Here is a 19,454-nt window from a genome sequence, read left to right on the forward strand (position 1 = left end):
GCCGGGTTTTCTTTGGAGAAGATTGAGCGTGGTCAGTCGTTCGCCGTGACCTTGACGCCGAGCACCTGCGGCAAGGTGTTCGGCGCGCCCATGGCCGCCCCCATGATCATCGGGAAGGGCACTGCGTTCTCCGGCTCGGCGCTGATCGTGAAGCTGCCGGGATTGTCGAGATAGGTGTTGACGGCAGCGCTCAGCATGTTCTGCAGTTCCGGCACGTTGTATTGCGCGAGCATCAGCGGCGTCATGCCTTTCAGCATCTGCGCCATCTGCTCGCCCGTGGTGCCTTGGCTCTTGCCGGCGAAGTCGAGCGCCCGCCTGGTGATGCCGGCATCCTCGAAGCGGATTTCGGCGCTGTTGAAGGTGAGCCGCTGCATCAGGCCGAGCATGGCGAGGTTTGCCGCCTGCTGCGCCTCCTGCCTGTTGGGATTGGCCTCCATCGTCTTCACGGTCTCGTTCACGGACTTGGCGAAATCCAGCGTATAGCCGGTCACGCTGAGGGCGATGTCGAGGCGGCCGATATTGGCGAAGTCGAAGGCATATTCGTCGATATCGATGGTGCCGTCCGCAAGCGTCCAGTTTCCCCGCATGGTGATCTTGCCGTCGATCGATGTCAGCCCGAGCTGCTGGATCGCCTCCCTGGCCTTGGGGTCCTCGACGAGGCTCAGATCGCTCTTGATGCCGTTGGCTTCGAGGTCGAAGCCGAGCGAAGAGTTGTCGTCGGCGATATCCGTCGTAAGGTTCACCTCGTCGACGGAAAAGGCCGGCTTGCCGTCGATCGTGGCCGCGATCTCGCCGATATGCGCCTCGTCGTAGAGCAGGACGGCATCCAGGCTGTCGCCATTCGGATCGGAGGGAATGACGAGGCCGCTCATCGAGATATCCGAGGCCGTGAAGTTCACCCCTTCATTGGTGACGTTGACGTTGTCGAAGGAGACGGTCTCGACCGTGTAGTCGCCATTGTCTTCCGCAACCCCTTGGAACCGGATCGTTCCGAGCGGAAAGCTCTGCTTGCCGCCATTGGCCGTGAACCTCGCATTGGTGAGCGTGACGTCCTGACCGTTGACCGCGGCCGATTCCGCCGAGAAGCCGGCGGCGCTCTGTACGGAGAGTACGTTGTTGATCTTGGCGACGAGATCGTTGCCGTCGAGCGCGAAGGCCGGGCCGGCGAACATGGAAAGCGCGGCCCCGGCGCAAAGAAGCCGGGCTCTGGTGGAGTATTGCATCGATTTTCCTCCTGGCGGGCAAAGGTCCGGCCCGCGTTCGTTCTCGAATCCTGCGGCAGTTATATGGGAGGACGGTAAAACATCCATGGCCTTGTTCGATATTCCTCGCGGCGAAATTGCGGCTATGCGCCGAGGTAAACGAAAGATGAAATTCAGCTTGATGGACAAAGGCTCGAAAACCTCTGATCGTCATGCTCGGGCCTGCCCCAGCATCTGCAAGCTATTGACGTTTATAGATCCTCGGCACAGGGCCGAGGACGACGCCAAGCAAGACGTGAGGTTTGTCGGCAGTCTGGATGAGTTCCGTTTTCTTCGCCGTTCTCCACAGCCGCTTCTCCCATGATTCTTGCCGGGAATCAGGCTTTCCGCTAGTCAAGGCCCATGGGACAAAATCTGACACCACCCTCCGGCGACGGCGGCGACCATATTCTTCCGGTGGATTTGAAGGCGGCGCTCGAGGAGCGCTACCTCGCCTATGCGCTGTCCACCATCATGCACCGCGCCCTGCCGGACGTGCGCGACGGGCTGAAGCCCGTGCACCGGCGCATCATCCATGCCATGAGCGAGATGGGCATCCGCCCGAATTCGGCCTTCAAGAAATGCGCCCGTATCGTCGGCGACGTCATCGGTAAGTTTCATCCGCATGGCGACCAGTCCGTCTACGACGCCCTCGTTCGCCTCGCCCAGGATTTCTCGCAGCGGTACCCGCTGGTCGACGGCCAGGGCAATTTCGGCAATATCGACGGCGATAACGCCGCCGCCTACCGGTACACCGAAGCGCGTATGACGGATGTGGCGGCCTTGCTGCTCGAAGGCATCGAGCAGGACGCCGTTGATTTCCGGCCGACCTACAACGAGGAGGATGACGAACCCGTCGTCCTGCCGGGCGCCTTTCCCAATCTTCTGGCGAATGGCACGTCGGGCATCGCCGTCGGCATGGCGACGTCGATCCCGCCGCACAACGCCCATGAGCTCTGCGACGCGGCTCTTCACCTGATCAAGCATCCGGATGCGACGGTGGAGAAGCTGGTCGAGTTCATTCCGGGTCCGGACCTGCCGACCGGCGGCATCATCATCGACAGCCGCGAGAGCATCGTCGAATCCTACAAGACCGGCCGCGGCGGCTTCCGCGTCCGCGCCAAGTGGGAGACCGAGGATCTCGGCCGCGGCGGCTACCAGATCATCGTCACCGAAATTCCGTTCCAGGTGCAGAAGTCGCGGCTGATCGAGAAGATCGCCGAACTGCTCATCGCCCGCAAGCTGCCGCTGCTCGAAGACATACGCGACGAATCCGCCGAGGACGTGCGCATCGTGCTGGTGCCGAAGAGCCGCACGGTCGACGCGACGCTTCTGATGGAATCGCTCTTCAAGCTGACCGAGCTCGAAAACCGCCTGCCGCTCAACATGAACGTGCTCTCCATGGGGCGCGTGCCGAAGGTGATGGGCCTCGGCGAGGTGCTGACCGAATGGCTGGCGCATCGCAAGGACGTGCTGGTCCGCCGCTCGCGCTTCCGGCTGGCGGCGATCGACCGGCGGTTGGAGATCCTTGGCGGCCTGCTGGTTGCCTATCTCAATCTCGATGAGGTGATCCGCATCATCCGCGAGGAGGACGAGCCGAAACCGGTGATGATGGCGCGCTGGTCGCTCACCGACGTCCAGGTCGAAGCGATCCTCAACATGCGCCTGCGTGCGTTGCGCAAGCTCGAAGAGATCGAGATCCGCACCGAGCACGACAATCTCACCAAGGAAAAGGCCGAGATCGAGGCGCTGCTCGCCTCCGACGAGAAGCTGTGGCAGACCGTCGCCTGGGAAATCCAGGAGGTGAAGAAGCAATTTGCCAAGGCGACCGAGCTCGGCCGCCGGCGCACCCAGTTCGCCGAGGCGCCGGAGGCCGACGATGCGGCGATCCAGCAGGCGATGATCGAGAAGGAGCCGATCACCGTCGTGGTGTCCCAGAAGGGCTGGATCCGCGCGCTGAAGGGGCACATGTCCGATACGTCCGGCCTCACCTTCAAGGAGGGCGACGGGCCGAAGCTCGCCTTCCCGGCGCAGACGACCGACAAGCTTCTGCTCGTCACCACCGGCGGCAAGGCCTATACGCTCGGCGCGGACAAGCTGCCCGGCGGCCGCGGCCATGGGGAGCCGGTGCGCATCATGGTCGACATGGAGAACGACCAGGACATCCTGACCGCCTTCGTGCACGACCCGTCGCGCAAGCTGATCCTTGCCTCGACCGCCGGCAACGGCTTCGTCGTGGCGGAAAGCGAGATGATCGCCAATACCCGCAAAGGCAAGCAGATCATGAACGTATCGATGCCGGACGAGGCGAGGCTCGTCGTGCCGGTTTCGGGCGATCACGTCGCGGTGGTCGGCGAGAACCGCAAGATGCTGGTCTTCCCGCTCGTGCAGCTTCCGGAGATGAGCCGCGGCAAGGGCGTGCGCCTGCAGCGCTACAAGGACGGCGGCATTTCCGACATCAGGTGCTTCGCGATGGCTGACGGCCTCTCCTGGGAAGACAGCGCCGGCCGCTCCTTCACGCGCAACAAGGACGAGCTTGCCGAATGGATGGGCGATCGCGCTTCCGCCGGCCGCCTCGTGCCGAAGGGCTTTCCGAGAAGCGGCAAGTTTTCGGGGTGATCAGGTGAGAGGAACGGTGTGATCGCGCAGGAAGCGCGTCGCGCCGTCCTCGTCGATTTCACCGGCGGCGACCCCCAAAACAAACTTGTAAAGGATGCTTTCGTCCGTTTCGATGATGTAGCCGTTGTCCATCAGAAAGATACCTGCCGCGACGATCGCGATCCGTTTGTTGCCGTCGATGAATGCGTGGTTCATCGCCAGTCCAAACAGATAGGCGGCAGCCAGCTCGATCACGTCGTCGCAACCATATGAGGCCTTGTTCACTGGCCGCATGAGGGCGGATTCGAGCGCTCCCTCGTCTCTTACTCCGTAAGAGCCGCCGAAACGCTCGATCTGCCGTCTGTGGAGGTGCTCGACAACCGCCCTGGATAGAAAATTGAACCGCATCACTCGGCCAATTTCTTGAGGGCCACCTTGTATTTCTCCATGAAGCGTTCGGCATGCTCTAATTGCCGCGCGAAATCGTCATCCATCGGCTTCAGGATCAACTGGCCTGCTTCTTCGGTAAGGTCGACATTGTCGCCCGCCTTCAAACCCATGCGGTCCAGGACTTCCTTGGGGATGATAATGCCTTCGGAATTACCGATCTTGCGAATGGTGGCGTTCATGGTTCAATCCTCATGTTCTAACGCTGTTATAACATGAGTTCTCTCAGGGCACAACGTGTGGCTGGCACACATCGGCCCTCAACCTCTCCACCCGCCGCATCTGCCAAAGCGAATAGCCGATCAGCGCAAGCACGAGGATCGCGCCGCCGAGGAGCGTGCGTGAAGAGGGGATTTCGGAAAAGATCAGCCAGACCCAGATCGGCGCGAGGATCGTCTCGAGCAGGTAGAACATGCCGACTTCCGGGCCGGAGAGATATTTCGGGCCGGTCGCGAGGCACCAGAAGGCGAGCGGCATGATCACCGCGCCGTCGAGCATCACCCAGAACGGATCGGCGACCGAGAAGCCGCCCGTACCGGCCCGGAAGGACGCGCTGGCGAAGGAAAGCCCGATCAGCGCCGGAATGACGGTCGCGACGAGCGGCACGAAACCCATGTCGATACGCGCCGCCCGGCCGATGGTGATCGCCAGCGCCAGGAGGAACGAGGCGGCGGCCGCGAGGATGTCGCCGAGAAGATGTCCGCCGGCAAGGCCGCCGGAGACGATCAGCCCGACGCCCGCAAGCATCACCAGCATGGTGAGAAGCGTCGAAGGCGAGGGGCGTTCCTTGAGGACCAGCCAGCCGAGCAGGGCCGCGAACATCGGCGTGAAGGCGACGATGAAGACGACGTTGGCGGTGGCCGTGTTGAAGACCGCGCCGAGGAAGGCGATCGTCGAGATGCCGTAGCAGAGGCCGGCGGCGAGGCCGGCTCGGCCCGGCACCAGCATGGGCCGGGCGGCGCTGAAGCGGCGGACGAGAAGCCACAGGACGATCGCCGCGGCGAAGGTCGTGACGCTGCGCAGCGCGAGCGTGGACCAGAGCTCGCCGTGGCCCAGCCTCACGAGCGGCACGTCGAAGGAGAGCGCGAGCCCGCCGATGGTGGTGAGCACGAGGCCCTTCTTGTGGTTGTCCATGGAGAATGCTGTCAGGCTTCGCTTGAGGGATCGTAGAGTTCCCAGCCGCGCGGGGTCAGGTGCTCCTGCGGCTGGAAGCGGGTCTTGTAGCCCATCTTCGCCGAACCCTTGACCCAATAGCCGAGATAGACATGCGGCAGGCCGAGCGCTTTCGTGCGGCTGATGTGGTCGAGGATCATGAAGGTGCCGAGGGAGCGTTTCTCGAACTCGGGGTTGAAGAAGGAATAAACCATCGAAAGCCCGTCGCTCATCATGTCGGTGAGCGCCACGGCCATCAATTCGCCCCTCGGCTCGCCGCCGATGCCGGAGCCCGGTTCGCGCCGCCGGTATTCGATGATGCGGGTGTTGACGTGGGTGTCCTCCACCATGATCGCGTAGTCCAGCGCCGACATGTCGGACATGCCGCCCCGCTGGTGCCGGTCGTCGAGATAGCGGCGGAAGAGCGAGAACTGTTCCGTCGAGGGCTGCGCCGGGTAGACCGTCGCGACCACATCCCGGTTGGTGGCGAGCACGCGCCGCATCGAGCGGTTGGGCCCGAACTCGCCGGCGAGGATGCGCACCGAGATGCAGGCGCGACAGGATTCGCAGGCCGGGCGGTAGGCGATGTTCTGGGAGCGCCGGAAGCCGCCCTGGGTCAGGAGGTCGTTCATCTCGGCGGCGCGGGGGCCGACGAGGTGGGTGAAGACCTTGCGCTCCATTTCACCCGGAAGGTAGGGACAAACTGCCGGGGCCGTCAGATAGAACTGCGGTGAGGGCGTTGCCTGGGTGTTCATTGCGCCGCGGGAGTCCCGTCTTTATTCTCGTCAATGTCATACCATGGCGCATAAAAGCAAAACGTCAACCATGCGCTGCGATGCGCAGCACGGCTTGCACGACAAATCTTTGCGCGGGTAACGCTTTGTTTACGAGGTCCGGACGACCACCGTGCCGAGCAGCAGATCGTGCACCAGGCGCGAGCGCTCGATGAAGAGGCCGGCGAGCAGGATGAGCGGCGTCAGCACCGAATTGATGATCCAGAAGATCACGGTATGCGCCACCGCCGTCAGGAAATCCATCCGCCGTCCGTCGAGCCGCGCCATCGCGATGCCCATCACGCGCATGCCGGGGGAGGCCTGCGCCGGCCCGCCGAGCGTGAAGCCGAAATAGAGGAGCGCCACGATCACGAAGAGGGCCGGATAGAGCATGAAGCCGAGGCCGAGCGTGATGATGCCGAGGAAGAAGACGACCACCGCCGCCGGAATGCAGAGCAGCAGCACGATCAGATAGTCGATGATGAAGGCGAAGACCCGCCGGGACAGGACGCCGCTATAGGCGCGCCAGTCGTCGGGCGCGGCATAGGTGGGATTCGGGTCGAGGCTCATCGCGTTTCGTCTCCTGTTCTGCCCGAAATATGGGAGGGAAGGCCTCGGAATGCAACGCCTTGCTTTGAACGGAGAGATCAGCCGGCCTCTCCTCTCGTCATCCCTGTGCTTGTCACAGGGATCCAGCAGCGCCATGTCCATGGCGCGGAAGACTCTTTTCACGGTGCAGACGCGCCGCGGCTGGATTCCCGTGACGTCCTCGGACTTGATCCGGGAAACAGGAATGACGGTCGGGGCAGCTCACGCCTTCGCCAGCTTCTTCGCCACATCCACCGCGAAATAGGTGAGGATGCCGTCGCAGCCGGCGCGCTTGAAGCAGAGGAGCGTCTCCATCATGATCCGCTCGCCGTCGATCCAGCCGTTCATCGCGGCCGCCTTGATCTGCGTGTATTCGCCGGAGACCTGGTAGGCGAAGGTGGGCAGGCCGAAGGCTTCCTTGAGGCGCCAGCAGATGTCGAGATAGGCAATGCCCGGCTTCACCATCAGCATGTCGGCGCCTTCCTCGACGTCGAGCGCCGCGTCCCGCACCGCCTCGGTGCCGTTGGCGGGACTTATATAATAGCTGTTCTTGTCGCCCTTGAGCAGGCCGCTCGTGTTGATCGCCTCGCGATAGGGGCCGTAGAAGCCGGAGGAGAATTTCGTCGCATAGGACATGATGCCGACGTCCTGATGGCCGGCGGCGTCGAGCCCGCGGCGGATGGCGCCGATGCGTCCGTCCATCATTTCGGATGGCGCGATGATGTCGGCGCCCGCATCCGCCTGCATGATCGCCGCCTTGACGACCTGGTCCACCGTCTCGTCGTTGACGATCACGCCGTCGCGCAGGATGCCGTCATGGCCGTGGCTGGTGAACGGGTCGAGCGCCACGTCGGTGATGACGCCGATGTTGGGAGCCGCCTTTTTGATCGCGGCGGTCGCCTTGTTGATAAGATTGTCGGCGACAAGGCTGTTGGAGCCGGTCTCGTCGCGCAGCTCCATCTCGATGTCGGGAAAGGTGGCGATCGCCGGTATGCCGAGATCGGCGGCTTCCTTGACAGCTTCCACCGCCTTGTCGACGCTCATGCGGCTGACGCCCGGCATGGCGGCGATCGGATCGACGATGCCGGTGCCGGGCACGATGAAGATCGGCCAGATGAGGTCGTCCACGGTCAGCCGGCTTTCCTGCACCAGCCGGCGCGTCCAGTCGGCCTTGCGGTTGCGCCGCATGCGGCGGTGGCCGGTGATCTCGTCGACCAGATGCGTCTTGTCCATGGCAGTCATCTCCACTCTTCCTGCTGTTGCGGGTCAATACCACGGGGCGGCTTGTTTGCGAATGGTCGGGATCGCCGCAGCACCCGCTAGATCCAGACGTCGTTCTGCGCCGTGCGTTCGCCGCCTTCGTGGCCGGTGTTCAGCGTCCCTCTTGGTTCGATCAGCATCATCCTGACCTCCCTTTCCGCATACGGCTTGTGCTCGACGCCCTTCGGCACGACGAACATTTCCCCGGGGCCGATATGGACGGAGCCGTCGCGGAAATCGATGCGCAGATTTCCTTCGAGAACGATGAAGGTCTCATCGGTCTCGGGATGATCGTGCCATATGAAGTCGCCCTCGATGCGGACGAGCTTGAACTGGTACTCGTTCATTTCGGCGACGACGCGTGGCTGCCAGAAGTCGGGTATCCGTTCCAGCTTTTCGGCGAGGTTTATCGGCGTATATGAAACGTTCCTGTCGGTCATGTCTTCTCCTTTGACGGGGGGCAAACCCTATCAGGACGAGGCGCGAGGCTCTTGAACGATCGTGCGCATGGCAGGTTCGGTACTGGCGGTCGGCGGCCGTGGCGGCTAGTGTAGATCCATGGAACCCGATTCACCCGCAGTGCCGAAGCGTACGCTGACCGAAATTCTCTACGTGATCTTCCTGAGGTTGGTCGCAGTCGCCTGTTTCTGGTTCGGCCTGCAATATTGGGCGATGCTGGTCGGCTATTCGCTGCACGGCATGGCGCGCTTCGATCTCCTGAGCCTGCCCTGGAAGGTGGCGGCCTCGTCGCTTGCCGTGCTTTTCCCGGTCGCCTCCCTCGGCCTCTGGCTCACCGTTTCCTGGGGGCCGGTGCTCTGGGCGATCGCCGCCGTCTCGCAGGTCCTGATGTATATGATGTGGCCCGAAGTCTTCGGCCACAACCGGCTCGTGCCCCTGATGCACGGCCTCGTCGCCGCGCTTTACGTCGTTTTCCGCCTCTCCCTGTGGCTCGAAGCGCGCCGGAAGGCGGAGCAGGTAAGGATTGATTTACCCTGAAATTAAAGCTTTTGCGGCGCGATTTGCGGGAAAAACAGGCGCTAAGTCATTGATTCATAAGGGGCGAAAATAACCGCACCGATGGCCTGCAACCGGGGCCCGCAATTCGCCTGACCGCGTTAAGCTCTTGTTAAGCCTATGTTTTAAGTCGAATTTTATGCGTATTGGATAGTGTCTGTCTCAAGGCGGGAACAAAACAAACACCGCCAAACAAAACAGAGTGAGGCAGTCATGATGAACACGAAACTGAAGCCGCAGGCGGCACCGGCAGTAGCAGATCCGCATGAAGAAACCATTCGCTCCCTTTATATGGAATCCCTGCATCTGGTCGAACGCCTGCACCGCCGTCTTCTCGATGTGATCAAGGACGAGTTCGACCGCCAGGGTCGCGACGACGTCAACGCCGTCCAGGCGCTCCTCTTGTTCAACATCGGCAATTCGGAACTGACGGCCGGCGAGCTGCGCTCCCGCGGTTACTATCTCGGCTCGAACGTCTCCTATAACGTCAAGAAGCTGGTCGATCTCGGTTTCATCAACCATCAGCGTTCGCGCATCGACCGCCGGTCGGTCCGCATCAGCCTGACGCCGGAAGGCCAGGAGATCGCCGAGACCGTGGCCAAGCTCTACGAGCGCCACATCGGCTCGATCGAAAAGGTCGGCGGCATCGGCGAGGGCGAGTTCGCCCAGATGAACAAGCTGCTCCAGCGCCTCGACCGTTTCTGGAACGACCAGATCCTCTATCGGCTGTAATCGACAAGCCCGGCGGCCGTCCGATCCATGGACGACCGCAGGCAAAAAGACCTCCAGCAGCGATCGGAACCGGATGCGTCCCCTGCGCATCCGGTTTTCGCGGTCGCATCGATCGGCGCGAGGCGATCCGGCACGCATCTTGCTTCGTAAACCCTGTCTTTTGAGGGGTAACGAAGATGCAACAGACCATCGCCAAAACCGACGGAAATATCCTTTTTCCCATCGTGCTCTCCATCGTCGCCGCTGCGGCGACCGGGGTCCTCTGGGCCTATGCCAACCCGATCCAGCTTGTGCCCGGCGTCATCCAGTGGCGCATCTTCGCCTTCCTGCCGCCGCTCGTCGGCATCCTGCTCGGCTGGAAGAGCGGCTTCATCTGCGGTTATCTCGGCACCCTCGTCTGGTCGCTTCTGGCCGGCACCTTCATTCCCGCCCACTCGCTGATCGTCGACGGCATCATGGTGGGCCTGACCGGTCTCGTTCCCGGCCTGCTGTTCGATCCGGCCAGGACGACTTTCGATCGCATGACGCTGATTAAAATTGCGGCAGTCTGCCTGATTGTTGGGTTGGTCATGGTCGTGCTGGTATCGGCGAGCCTCGCCTATCTCGGCATCTTCCCGTTCTGGTGGGCGGTCGGTTATCTCGGCCTTTCGGATATCGTTCCGATGATCATCGGCACGCCGCTTCTGGTCGTCCCGGCGCTGAAGATCCTGAAGAGCGCCCATCCGGCGGGCTTCACCCGGTTCTAGGGGCTTATTCAGACTCGTGCTCGATATCCGTGATCTGACTGTCGGCTTCGGTGATGACGCGCCCGTCATCGCCGATGTCGCCCTCTCCGTCGAAGCCGGCCAGCGGCTTCTCGTGTGCGGCGCTGCCGGAAGCGGCAAGTCGACGCTTCTGAACGTCGTCGCCGGCATCGTTCCGGGCCTTGTCGCCGCACCGCTCTTTGCCGGTTCGGTGACGTTCCGCGGCCGGCCGATGGCGGAATTCGCGAAGGACGAACTCTTTGCCGCGATCGCCAGCCTCGCCCAGAATGCCGAAGACCAGCTCTGGGACCTGAATGTCGAGGATCTGATCGCTTTTCCGCTGGAAAATCGCGGGGCCGCAAAGGCCGCCATCCGCGACCGGCTGCGGACCCTGCTGGCGGAAATGGAGCTCGGCGCCCTGCGCGGCCGGCGGGTGCTGACGCTGTCCGGGGGCGAAAGGCGCATGGTGGCGATCGCCGCGGCGCTTGCCGCGCCGCCGGACCTTCTCGTCCTCGACGAGCCGACGACCGGGCTCGATCCCGCCGCGCGCCTCAGACTGGTGCGGCTGATCGAAGGGCTTGCCGGGCAGGTGCCGGCCCTTGTGGTCTCCGAACAGGACCCGGCAGCCCTGGAGACGGTCGCTGATCGGGTGGCGCTTCTTTCCAAGGGCCGGCTCTCGGATGTCCGGCCCTCTGCCGATTTGATGCCGCTTCAGGCGCCCTGGATCGAGGCGGGTATCCTGCCGCCGCGGCGGCAATCCGTTCCGCGAAAGAGCTTTCCGACCGGAGGTACGCTTCTTGGCGTCGATCGCATCCGCACCGAACTCAGGCGCGCCGATGGCCGGGCAGTGCTGGAGGATGTCGGCTTCGAGCTCAGGGCCGGCGAGACGGTGGGGCTGATCGGCCGCAATGGGGCCGGCAAGACGACGCTGTTCCAGTCGATCCTCGGACTTTCGAAAATCCGTGAGGGTTCGATCTCCATCGCCGGCGAAAAGGCGGATGGCTGGACGCCCGCCCGCCGCGCCCGGCAGATCGCCTATCTGCCACAGAACATGCGCCGCATCCTCTTCAACATGACCGTGACCGAGGAGGTCGCTTTCGCCATGACGGCGAAGACGGGCACTCCGGACGCGGCCGTGGCCGAAAAAGCGCGGGACATGCTTTCGGGATATGGTCTCGGTGCGTTGTCCGAGGCCAATCCGTTCTCGCTTTCCGCCCGCCAGCAGGCCTTGCTCGGGCTCGCCTGCGCGGAAGCGGCGGCGGTGCGGGTGGCGATCCTCGACGAACCGCTCCTGGCGCGCGATATCGAGGGCCGGCGCATGCTCGACCGGTTCCTGGATGCCATGCTTTCGGCCGGAAATGCCGTTATGCTGATTTCGCACGACCTGGAACTGATCGACGATGTCGCGTCGCGCACGTTGATCCTGGAGGATGGCCGCATCGCTTTCGACGGGGCCACGCGGAACGGCTGGACGAGCCGTGCGTTTCGCGCGCTCGGCTGGCCGGCGCCTTATGCGGACGGGCGAGGGGAGGCGGTATGAGCGCGCTTTACGATCTCAATTTCTTCGTCAAGCTCGCCTGCGCCTTTCTGATCATGCTCGTCGCCTGGCTGGTGCCCGGCTGGGTTTACGGCCTGCCGCTGTCGGTCCTGATGGTCCTGTTCCTTTGGGCGGCCCGCACGCCGGGCTTCCGCGCCTATCTGAAAGGCGCCGCCCTGCTGACGCTGCTCGTCATCGCGAGCTGGACCGTCAATCTTCTGATCCAGGGCATGCCGGTCCTGGAAGCCGCCCAGGTGGCGCTCGGCATGGCGGCAAGGCTCGTCACCACCACCGCGGCCTTCTATTTCGTCATGGAGACGAGTTCGCCGGGCTCGATCCTGGCGGCCTGCAGCGCGCTCCGCCTTCCGCCCATCGTCACGCTTGTCCTCTCGCTCACCTTCGGCATGATCCCGATGCTGCGCGAGGATTTCGAGCGGATCGCCGACGCGCAGCGCGCCCGCGGCATGGAAATCGACGCGGTCTCCTTTCCGGTGCGGCTGCGGTTTGCGCTGGCGCGCGGCGTGCCGCTGCTCGTGCAGGCGATCCGCACCGCCCATGCGATCTCGCTGTCGCTGTCGATCTACGGCTTCGATCTGAAACGCAAACGCACCACCTGGCGCAATGTCGGCCTCCTGGTCGAGCCGCGCTTTCCCCTGTCGAATAAGGATGAGAAGAGATGACGTCCGAAACCTCGCCGCTGACCGGCGATCGCTATCACCTCGACGTCGCGGGTTTTCCCGTCGAGCTGCCGATCGTCGCGATCAAGCCGGATTTCGCCATTTCGCTGATGATGGTGATCGATCTCGGCGTCCGCTTCGGCGAGCATGTCGGCACGAAGCTCGCCGAAAAGCTGGCGCCGCTGAAGCCGGATGTCATCGTCGGCGCGGCGACGCTCGGCATTCCGGTGGCGATCGAGGTCACCCGCGCGCTCGGTCTCGACCAGTACGTCATCCTGCAGAAGTCTCCCAAGATCCATCTGGGCGATGCGCTGGTGCAGAAGATTTCGTCGATCACGTCGAAGGGCGAACAGCGCCTGCTGCTCGACCGCCAGGCGGTGCCGCTGATCGAGGGCAAGCGGGTGGTCGTCGTGGACGACGTGGTCGCCTCCGGATCGAGCATCAGGGGATCGGTGGAACTCGTGCGGGCGGCCGGCGGCGACGTCGTCGGCATCGGCGTCATCCTGACGGAGGCGCGCGACTGGCAGGAGACGCTCGGGGCCGACGCGGCGCTGATCCGGAGCCTCGCGCACATCCCGCAATTCACGACCGTCGACGGTAGATGGGAACCGATTCCCGAGACCTTTCTCTGACGCCCGGCGCCGCCGCGCGCCGGCGGCAAAAATCACACAGGCCCACACGGCTTTGTGACAGGTTCGTACCTGACACCAATTCGCCATATTGCTATGGGACCGGCTGAGGCAAGGGCCGGCGGGAATTCGCGTTTTCACGAACATTGCGATGACGACCGAAGCCGAGCCGGCGGCGCGTCCTTGTTTGCGCGTTTGTTAACCATATCCCTGTAGGCGTCTTGATGGGATGCACGGGACCAGATGGGTAGTATGATGTCGAAGAAGATCGGATCTGAAGCTCTTTCCCGCCGCGCGCTCCTGCGTTCGGCCGTTTCCGCCGGCGCTGCCGCGCTTGCCGCGCCGGCTCTCGCCCAGACGGCATTCGACGATCTGCTCAATGCGCCGCGCCGCGGCACCTGGGACGACCAGTTCGACGCAAAGGCCGCCTCGCGCACCGCCGTCGGCGTCGTCTCCAACAATCCGATCCTCGGCCCCGGCGGCCCGGCGAACATCCAGCAGGCGATCTTCGACTACCAGCAGATCGTTTCGAACGGCGGCTGGCCGGAGATCAATGCCGGCGGACAGAGCCTGCGCCTCGGCGTCGTCGATCCGTCCGTCCAGGCTCTGCGCCAGCGCCTGATGATTTCCGGCGATCTGCCGCGCGAAGCCGGCATGTCGTCCTCGTTCGACAGTTACGTCGACGGTGCGGTGAAGCGCTTCCAGGCGCGCCACGGCCTGCCGGCCGACGGCGTGATGGGCGAATACAGCGTCAAGGCGATGAACATTTCGGCGGACGTGCGCCTGCGCCAGCTTGAAACCAACCTCGTGCGCCTGCAGTCCATGTCCGGCGATCTCGGTCCGCGCTATGTCATGGTCAACATCCCGGCCGCCTATATCGAGGCGGTGGAGAACGACCGCGTCGCGCTGCGCAACAGCGCGGTCGTCGGCCGCATCGACCGCCCGACGCATGCCATCAACTCGAAGATCTACGAGGTCATCCTGAATCCTTACTGGACCGCGCCGCGCTCGATCGTCGAGAAGGACATCGTTCCGCTGATGCGCAAGGATCCGACCTATCTCACCCGCAACAACATCCGCCTGATCGACGGCAAGGGCAACGAAGTGTCGCCGGAGACGGTCGACTGGTTCGCGCCGAAGGCGCCGAACTTCATGTTCCGGCAGGACCCTGGCAAGATCAACGCTATGGCCTCGACGAAGATCAATTTCCACAATCCGAACAACGAATACATGCACGACACGCCCCAGCAGGGCCTGTTCAACAAGCTGATGCGCTTCGAATCCTCGGGCTGCATCCGCGTGCAGAACGTGCGCGACCTCATCACCTGGCTCCTGCGCGACACGCCCGGCTGGTCGCGCCAGGAGATCGAGAGGGTGATCTCGACGCGCCAGAACAACCCGATCAGGCTGGCCCAGGAAGTGCCGGTCTATATCGTCTATGTCACCGCCTGGTCGGCCAAGGACCGCGTGGTCCAGTTCCGCGACGACATCTACGAACGCGACGGCAACCAGGAACTCGCGCTGCAGACCACGACGGGCATCGAACGCCCCGCCGGTTCGGTCGAGGATGACATGCTGCCGCAATAATCGCTGCGCAGTCGCCAAGCCGTCGAAAGCCTCACCGTAAAGGGTGCGGCCAGCTTGATGACAAACCTCACGTCTTGCTCGGCGTCATCCTCGACCTTGTGCCGAGGATCTATAAACGTCGATGGTTTGCAGATGCTCGGGGCAGGCCCGAGCATGACGGTCAGAGATTTTCGAGCCTTTGTCAGCAGTCGGCCGCACCATAAAGGGTGCGGCGTTTTCGTCCGCGGGCTTGTTGCCCGCGCCTTCCGGCCGGCAAATGTCGCTCCCCCATATTGCCCTGCGAAAGCCGGAACGCTAAGACGCGACATTCGCATGCCCACCCCGTTTGAGGAGCTTCGCACATGTCGAACGCCAATGCCTTCTTTTCTCGCCCGCTCGCAGAATCCGATCCGGAAATCTTTGGCGCGATCGAAAAGGAGCTGGGTCGCCAGCGCCACGAGATCGAACTGATCGCATCGGAAAACATCGTTTCCCGCGCCGTGCTCGAAGCTCAGGGTTCGATCATGACGAACAAATACGCCGAGGGTTACCCGGGCAAGCGCTATTACGGCGGCTGCCAGTTCGTCGACATCGCCGAGGAACTGGCGATCGAGCGCGCGAAAAAGCTCTTCGGCGTCGATTTCGTCAACGTCCAGCCCAATTCCGGTTCGCAGATGAACCAGGCGGTCTTTCTGGCACTCCTGCAGCCGGGCGACACGTTCATGGGCCTCGATCTCAATTCCGGCGGACATCTCACCCATGGCTCGCCGGTCAACATGTCCGGCAAATGGTTCAACGTCGTCTCCTACGGCGTGCGTGAGGGCGACAACCTGCTCGACATGGACGAGGTGCAGAGGAAGGCCGAAGAGCACAAGCCGAAGCTCATCATCGCCGGCGGCACCGCCTATTCCCGCATCTGGGACTGGAAGCGTTTCCGCGAGATCGCCGATTCGGTCGGCGCCTACCTGATGGTGGACATGGCCCATATCGCCGGTCTCGTCGCCGGTGGCCAGCATCCGTCGCCGTTCCCGCACTGCCATGTGGCGACCACCACGACCCACAAGTCGCTGCGCGGCCCCCGCGGCGGCGTCGTTTTGACCAATGACGAGGAACTGGCGAAGAAGATCAATTCGGCCGTCTTCCCGGGTCTGCAGGGCGGCCCGCTGATGCACATCATCGCCGCCAAGGCGGTGGCCTTCGGCGAGGCGCTGCAGCCGGAATTCAAGGAATACGCCGCACAGATCGTCAGGAACGCCAAGACGCTCGCCGAGACGCTGAAGGCCGGCGGCCTCGACATCGTCTCCGGCGGCACCGACAACCACCTGATGCTGGTGGACCTGCGCAAGAAGAACGCCACCGGCAAGCGCGCCGAGGCCGCTCTCGGCCGCGGCTACATCACCACCAACAAGAACGGCATTCCCTTCGATCCGGAAAAGCCCTTCGTTACGTCGGGCATCCGCCTCGGCACGCCGGCCGGCACGACGCGCGGCTTCAAGGAAGCGGAGTTCAAGGAGATCGGCAACCTCATCATCGAGGTTCTCGACGGCCTGAAGGTCGCCAATTCCGACGAGGGCAATGCGACGGTGGAAGCCGGCGTGCGGGAAAAGGTCGTGGCGCTCACCGGCCGTTTCCCCATGTACCCCTACATGTAAGACGAGAGTAAGGAGAGGCGATGCGCTGCCCCTATTGCGGATCGGAAGACACGCAGGTCAAGGATTCGCGTCCGGCGGAGGATTACACCTCCATCCGCCGGCGGCGCATCTGCCCGGATTGCGGCGGCCGCTTCACCACCTTCGAGCGGGTGCAGCTTCGCGAGCTGATGGTCATCAAGAAGACCGGCCGCAAAGTGCCCTTCGACCGCAACAAGCTGGTGCGCTCCTTCCAGATCGCGCTGCGCAAGCGGCCGGTCGACAACGACCGCATCGAGCGGGCGGTCTCCGGCATCGTCCGCAGGCTGGAAAGCTCCGGCGAGAACGAGATTTCGTCGGAAGAGATCGGCCTGCAGGTGCTGGAGGCGCTGAAGAGCCTCGATGACGTGGCCTTCGTGCGCTACGCCTCCGTCTACCGCGATTTCTCCCATGCGGAGGATTTCGAGAAGGTGATCGCCGAGATCAACGCCAAGATCGCTCGCGATCCCGGCATGGAGCCCTAGAAGAATGGCCGGGGATGACGACCGGCGGTTCATGGCGGCGGCGCTGGAGCTTTCGCGCCGGCATCTTGGACTGACCGGCACCAATCCCTCCGTCGGCTGCGTGATCGTGAAGGACGGTGAGATCGTCGGCGAGGCGGTGACCGCGCCGGCCGGCCGGCCCCATGCGGAAACCCAGGCGCTCGATATCGCGGGCGGGAAGGCGAGGGGCGCGACCGTCTACGTCACGCTCGAACCCTGCTCGCATTACGGCCGAACGCCGCCCTGCGCCAATGCGCTGGTGGAGGCCGGCGTCGCCCGCGTCGTCGTCTGCCTCACCGATCCGGATCCGCGCGTTTCCGGCCGCGGCCTGGCCATCCTGCGGGACGCGGGCATCGCGGTCGAGACCGGCCTGATGGAGGAGGAGGGGCGCCGGGCGCTCGCCGGCTATCTCATGCGCCAGACGAAGGGCCGCCCCTATGTGACTCTGAAACTTGCGGTTTCGGCCGACGGCAAGCTCGGCCGGCGCGGCGAGGAAGTGGCGATCACCGGACCCGAGGCGCGCGCCGAGGTGCACCGGCTGAGGGCGCAATCGGACGCGATCCTCGTCGGCATCGGCACGGTGTTGTCCGACGATCCGGAACTGACCGTGCGCATTCCGGGCATGGAGGACAGGTCCCCCCTCCGCATCGTGCTGGACCGCCGGCTGCAGCTTCCCCTGGATTCGAAATTGGTCCGGACGGCGCGGGATGTCCCGGTGATCGTGGCGGCTTCGCCTTCTTCGGTCTTTCCGGCCGATGCTCCATCAACACCCCCCTCTGCCCTGCCGGGCATCTCTCCCTCAAGGGGGGAGATCGGCAAGAAGTCGACGTCTTTCCCGGCATCAACTCTCGCGTCTGCCGACCGGGAAGACAGCTCAACCGCATCGGGAAAAGATGTAGCGCGGTCGGTTGCTCCATCGATCTCCCCCCGTGAGGGGGAGATGCCCGGCAGGGCAGAGGGGGGTAGCTCCGCAATTAAGCGCGAGATGTTGATCCAGGCAGGCGTCGAGATCATGGATTCCTCCGAACTCGACATTCTTCTGGCGATCTTCGCCGCCCGCGGCATCTCCTCGTTGCTCGTCGAGGGCGGGGCGATCGTCGCGAAAGCCTTCCTGGACACGGGCCTCGTCGACCGGATCCTGTTGTTTGAGGGCGCCGGCGCGATCGGTGAGGGCGGGCTTGAATCGCCGCTGACGCCATCCGATATGCCGGCAGGGTTCACGCTGATCCGGCAAAGCGCCTTCGGCCCAGACCGTCTGTTCGAATACGAGAGGGGTTTTTGATGTTCACCGGAATTGTCACCGATGTCGGCACGGTCGCGGCGATGACGCCACTGGACGAGGGCGTCAAGCTGCGCATCTCCACCAATTACGACCCGAAGACCATCGATATGGGCGCCTCGATCGCCCATGGCGGCGTCTGCCTGACGGTGACCGGCCTGCCGGCCGAGGGCAGCAACGAGCGCTGGTTCGAGGTGGAAGCCTGGGAAGAGGCCCTGCGGCTCACCACCGTCTCCACTTGGACCGAAGGCACACGGGTCAATCTTGAACGCGCCCTGAAGATCGGCGACGAACTCGGCGGCCATATCGTTTCCGGCCATGTGGACGGCAAGGCGGAAATCCTTTCCGTCGAGCCGGAGGGGGAAGCGGTGCGCATCCGCCTGCGTGCGCCGGAAAATCTCGCCCGCTTCGTCGCCCCGAAAGGCTCGCTCGCGTTGGACGGCACATCGCTGACGGTCAACGCCGTCGACGGCACGGATTTCGACGTGCTCCTGATCCGCCACACCCTCGCCGTCACCACCTGGGGCGACCGCCAGCCGGGCGATTTCGTCAATTTCGAGGTGGATACCATGGCGCGCTACGCCGCGCGGCTGGCGGAGTTTCCGGGCAAGGAGTGAGGAGCGGTGCCGCGAAGCGGCAGCAATCGATCCAGTGAATCGATTGCAGCGACGAACGCTCTGAGCCGGAGCGAAGGGCCGGGAGACGGTGCGTCAGTATTGCTTGCATTTGGCTTCTCCAGCTCAATCGGACCGCCACACCCCCCTCTGTCCTGCCGGACATCTCCCCCTCAAGGGGGGAGATCACAAGCGGCCGGGGCTTCCCGCCTCACTTAGCACGTGCCGGATGGAAAGCTTAATTGTTTGAGGAAGCCCGTGCACCCATCCGATCTCCCCCCTTGAGGGGGAGATGCCCGGCAGGGCAGAGGGGGGTGTGGCGAGGCAAATCAACAGCTTAAAAAAAACGCCAGAAAAAATCGCCTCCGTTCATCCCCGCCCTTCAAACCCGTGCCATGCTTTGCCCGTTCCGTTTCGGCTACACCGGTTAGGCA

20 protein-coding genes are annotated in these 19,454 nt (G+C 63.6%); 12 read left to right on the top strand and 8 right to left on the bottom strand.

From position 1 onward, the window contains the following. Positions 1-32 precede the first annotated feature (32 nt). Positions 33-1,223 carry an aq_1923 C-terminal domain gene (locus tag ACMGE0_RS07425; RefSeq protein ID WP_436815233.1) on the bottom strand — a complete coding sequence of 397 codons (1,191 nt, stop codon included), beginning with the start codon at positions 1,221-1,223 and terminating at the stop codon, positions 33-35. A gap of 381 nt (positions 1,224-1,604) precedes the next feature. Here ACMGE0_RS07425 and parC point away from each other — a divergent pair, with 381 nt between their 5' ends. After that, positions 1,605-3,860 (top strand): DNA topoisomerase IV subunit A, encoded by a 2,256-nt coding sequence (parC, locus tag ACMGE0_RS07430; protein WP_436815234.1) that lies wholly within the window; start codon positions 1,605-1,607, stop codon positions 3,858-3,860. On the opposite strand, the gene ACMGE0_RS07435 is transcribed toward parC, so the two are convergent. The 7 genes from ACMGE0_RS07435 to ACMGE0_RS07465 form a co-directional block, all read right to left on the bottom strand. Continuing rightward, a complete protein-coding gene (locus ACMGE0_RS07435) occupies positions 3,861-4,247 on the bottom strand; it encodes a type II toxin-antitoxin system death-on-curing family toxin (RefSeq protein WP_436815508.1) in 387 nt (128 codons plus the stop codon). Further along, a complete protein-coding gene (locus ACMGE0_RS07440; protein WP_436815235.1) occupies positions 4,247-4,468 on the bottom strand; it encodes an AbrB/MazE/SpoVT family DNA-binding domain-containing protein in 222 nt (73 codons plus the stop codon). The genes ACMGE0_RS07435 and ACMGE0_RS07440 overlap by 1 nt, the downstream gene beginning before the upstream one ends. A gap of 43 nt (positions 4,469-4,511) precedes the next feature. Next, the gene (locus tag ACMGE0_RS07445) at positions 4,512-5,420 is read right to left on the bottom strand and encodes a DMT family transporter (RefSeq protein ID WP_436815236.1); all 909 of its coding nucleotides are present in this window, start codon (positions 5,418-5,420) and stop codon (positions 4,512-4,514) included. 11 nt (positions 5,421-5,431) lie between these two features. Then, positions 5,432-6,193: an arginyltransferase gene (locus ACMGE0_RS07450; protein WP_436815237.1), complete on the bottom strand. Its 762-nt coding sequence runs from the start codon at positions 6,191-6,193 to the stop codon at positions 5,432-5,434. A gap of 129 nt (positions 6,194-6,322) precedes the next feature. Further along, a complete protein-coding gene (locus ACMGE0_RS07455; RefSeq protein ID WP_436815238.1) occupies positions 6,323-6,781 on the bottom strand; it encodes an RDD family protein in 459 nt (152 codons plus the stop codon). A gap of 240 nt (positions 6,782-7,021) precedes the next feature. Beyond that, entirely contained in the window at positions 7,022-8,041 is a 1,020-nt protein-coding gene (hemB, locus tag ACMGE0_RS07460) for a porphobilinogen synthase (protein ID WP_436815239.1), read from the bottom strand. A 77-nt stretch (positions 8,042-8,118) separates the two neighbouring features. Next, complete coding sequence (locus ACMGE0_RS07465) at positions 8,119-8,499, bottom strand: cupin domain-containing protein (RefSeq protein ID WP_436815240.1); 381 nt, start codon at positions 8,497-8,499, stop codon at positions 8,119-8,121. 118 nt (positions 8,500-8,617) lie between these two features. On the opposite strand from ACMGE0_RS07465, the gene ACMGE0_RS07470 reads away from it, so the two are divergent. The 11 genes from ACMGE0_RS07470 to ACMGE0_RS07520 all read left to right on the top strand — a co-directional run bounded on the left by ACMGE0_RS07470 (position 8,618) and on the right by ACMGE0_RS07520 (position 19,023). Next, on the top strand, positions 8,618-9,055 hold the full coding sequence (locus tag ACMGE0_RS07470; protein ID WP_436815241.1) for a DUF6163 family protein: 438 nt from the start codon (positions 8,618-8,620) through the stop codon (positions 9,053-9,055). 234 nt (positions 9,056-9,289) lie between these two features. Further along, the gene (gene ldtR / locus ACMGE0_RS07475) at positions 9,290-9,805 is read left to right on the top strand and encodes a transcriptional regulator LdtR (protein ID WP_436815509.1); all 516 of its coding nucleotides are present in this window, start codon (positions 9,290-9,292) and stop codon (positions 9,803-9,805) included. A gap of 176 nt (positions 9,806-9,981) precedes the next feature. Next, the gene (locus tag ACMGE0_RS07480; protein ID WP_436815242.1) at positions 9,982-10,551 is read left to right on the top strand and encodes an aminotriazole resistance protein; all 570 of its coding nucleotides are present in this window, start codon (positions 9,982-9,984) and stop codon (positions 10,549-10,551) included. Positions 10,552-10,567: 16 nt separating this feature from the next. Then, complete coding sequence (locus ACMGE0_RS07485) at positions 10,568-12,088, top strand: ABC transporter ATP-binding protein (RefSeq protein ID WP_436815243.1); 1,521 nt, start codon at positions 10,568-10,570, stop codon at positions 12,086-12,088. Next, positions 12,085-12,765 (top strand): energy-coupling factor transporter transmembrane component T family protein, encoded by a 681-nt coding sequence (locus ACMGE0_RS07490; protein WP_436815244.1) that lies wholly within the window; start codon positions 12,085-12,087, stop codon positions 12,763-12,765. The genes ACMGE0_RS07485 and ACMGE0_RS07490 overlap by 4 nt, the downstream gene beginning before the upstream one ends. After that, positions 12,762-13,394 (top strand): phosphoribosyltransferase family protein, encoded by a 633-nt coding sequence (locus tag ACMGE0_RS07495; RefSeq protein ID WP_436815245.1) that lies wholly within the window; start codon positions 12,762-12,764, stop codon positions 13,392-13,394. Before ACMGE0_RS07490 ends, ACMGE0_RS07495 begins: the two co-directional genes overlap by 4 nt. A 252-nt stretch (positions 13,395-13,646) precedes the next feature. Beyond that, positions 13,647-14,978 (top strand): L,D-transpeptidase family protein, encoded by a 1,332-nt coding sequence (locus ACMGE0_RS07500; protein ID WP_436815246.1) that lies wholly within the window; start codon positions 13,647-13,649, stop codon positions 14,976-14,978. Positions 14,979-15,319: 341 nt separating this feature from the next. Next, the gene (glyA, locus tag ACMGE0_RS07505; RefSeq protein WP_436815247.1) at positions 15,320-16,609 is read left to right on the top strand and encodes a serine hydroxymethyltransferase; all 1,290 of its coding nucleotides are present in this window, start codon (positions 15,320-15,322) and stop codon (positions 16,607-16,609) included. A 20-nt stretch (positions 16,610-16,629) separates the two neighbouring features. After that, positions 16,630-17,109: a transcriptional regulator NrdR gene (nrdR, locus tag ACMGE0_RS07510; RefSeq protein ID WP_436815248.1), complete on the top strand. Its 480-nt coding sequence runs from the start codon at positions 16,630-16,632 to the stop codon at positions 17,107-17,109. Between the two features lie 4 nt (positions 17,110-17,113). Continuing rightward, positions 17,114-18,409 (top strand): bifunctional diaminohydroxyphosphoribosylaminopyrimidine deaminase/5-amino-6-(5-phosphoribosylamino)uracil reductase RibD, encoded by a 1,296-nt coding sequence (gene ribD / locus ACMGE0_RS07515; RefSeq protein ID WP_436815249.1) that lies wholly within the window; start codon positions 17,114-17,116, stop codon positions 18,407-18,409. Beyond that, positions 18,409-19,023 (top strand): riboflavin synthase, encoded by a 615-nt coding sequence (locus ACMGE0_RS07520; RefSeq protein WP_436815250.1) that lies wholly within the window; start codon positions 18,409-18,411, stop codon positions 19,021-19,023. Before ribD ends, ACMGE0_RS07520 begins: the two co-directional genes overlap by 1 nt. The last annotated feature ends 431 nt before the right edge of the window (positions 19,024-19,454 follow it).

The organism is Neorhizobium descurainiae (assembly GCF_051400715.1).
In the GTDB taxonomy this organism is placed as follows: domain Bacteria; phylum Pseudomonadota; class Alphaproteobacteria; order Rhizobiales; family Rhizobiaceae; genus Neorhizobium.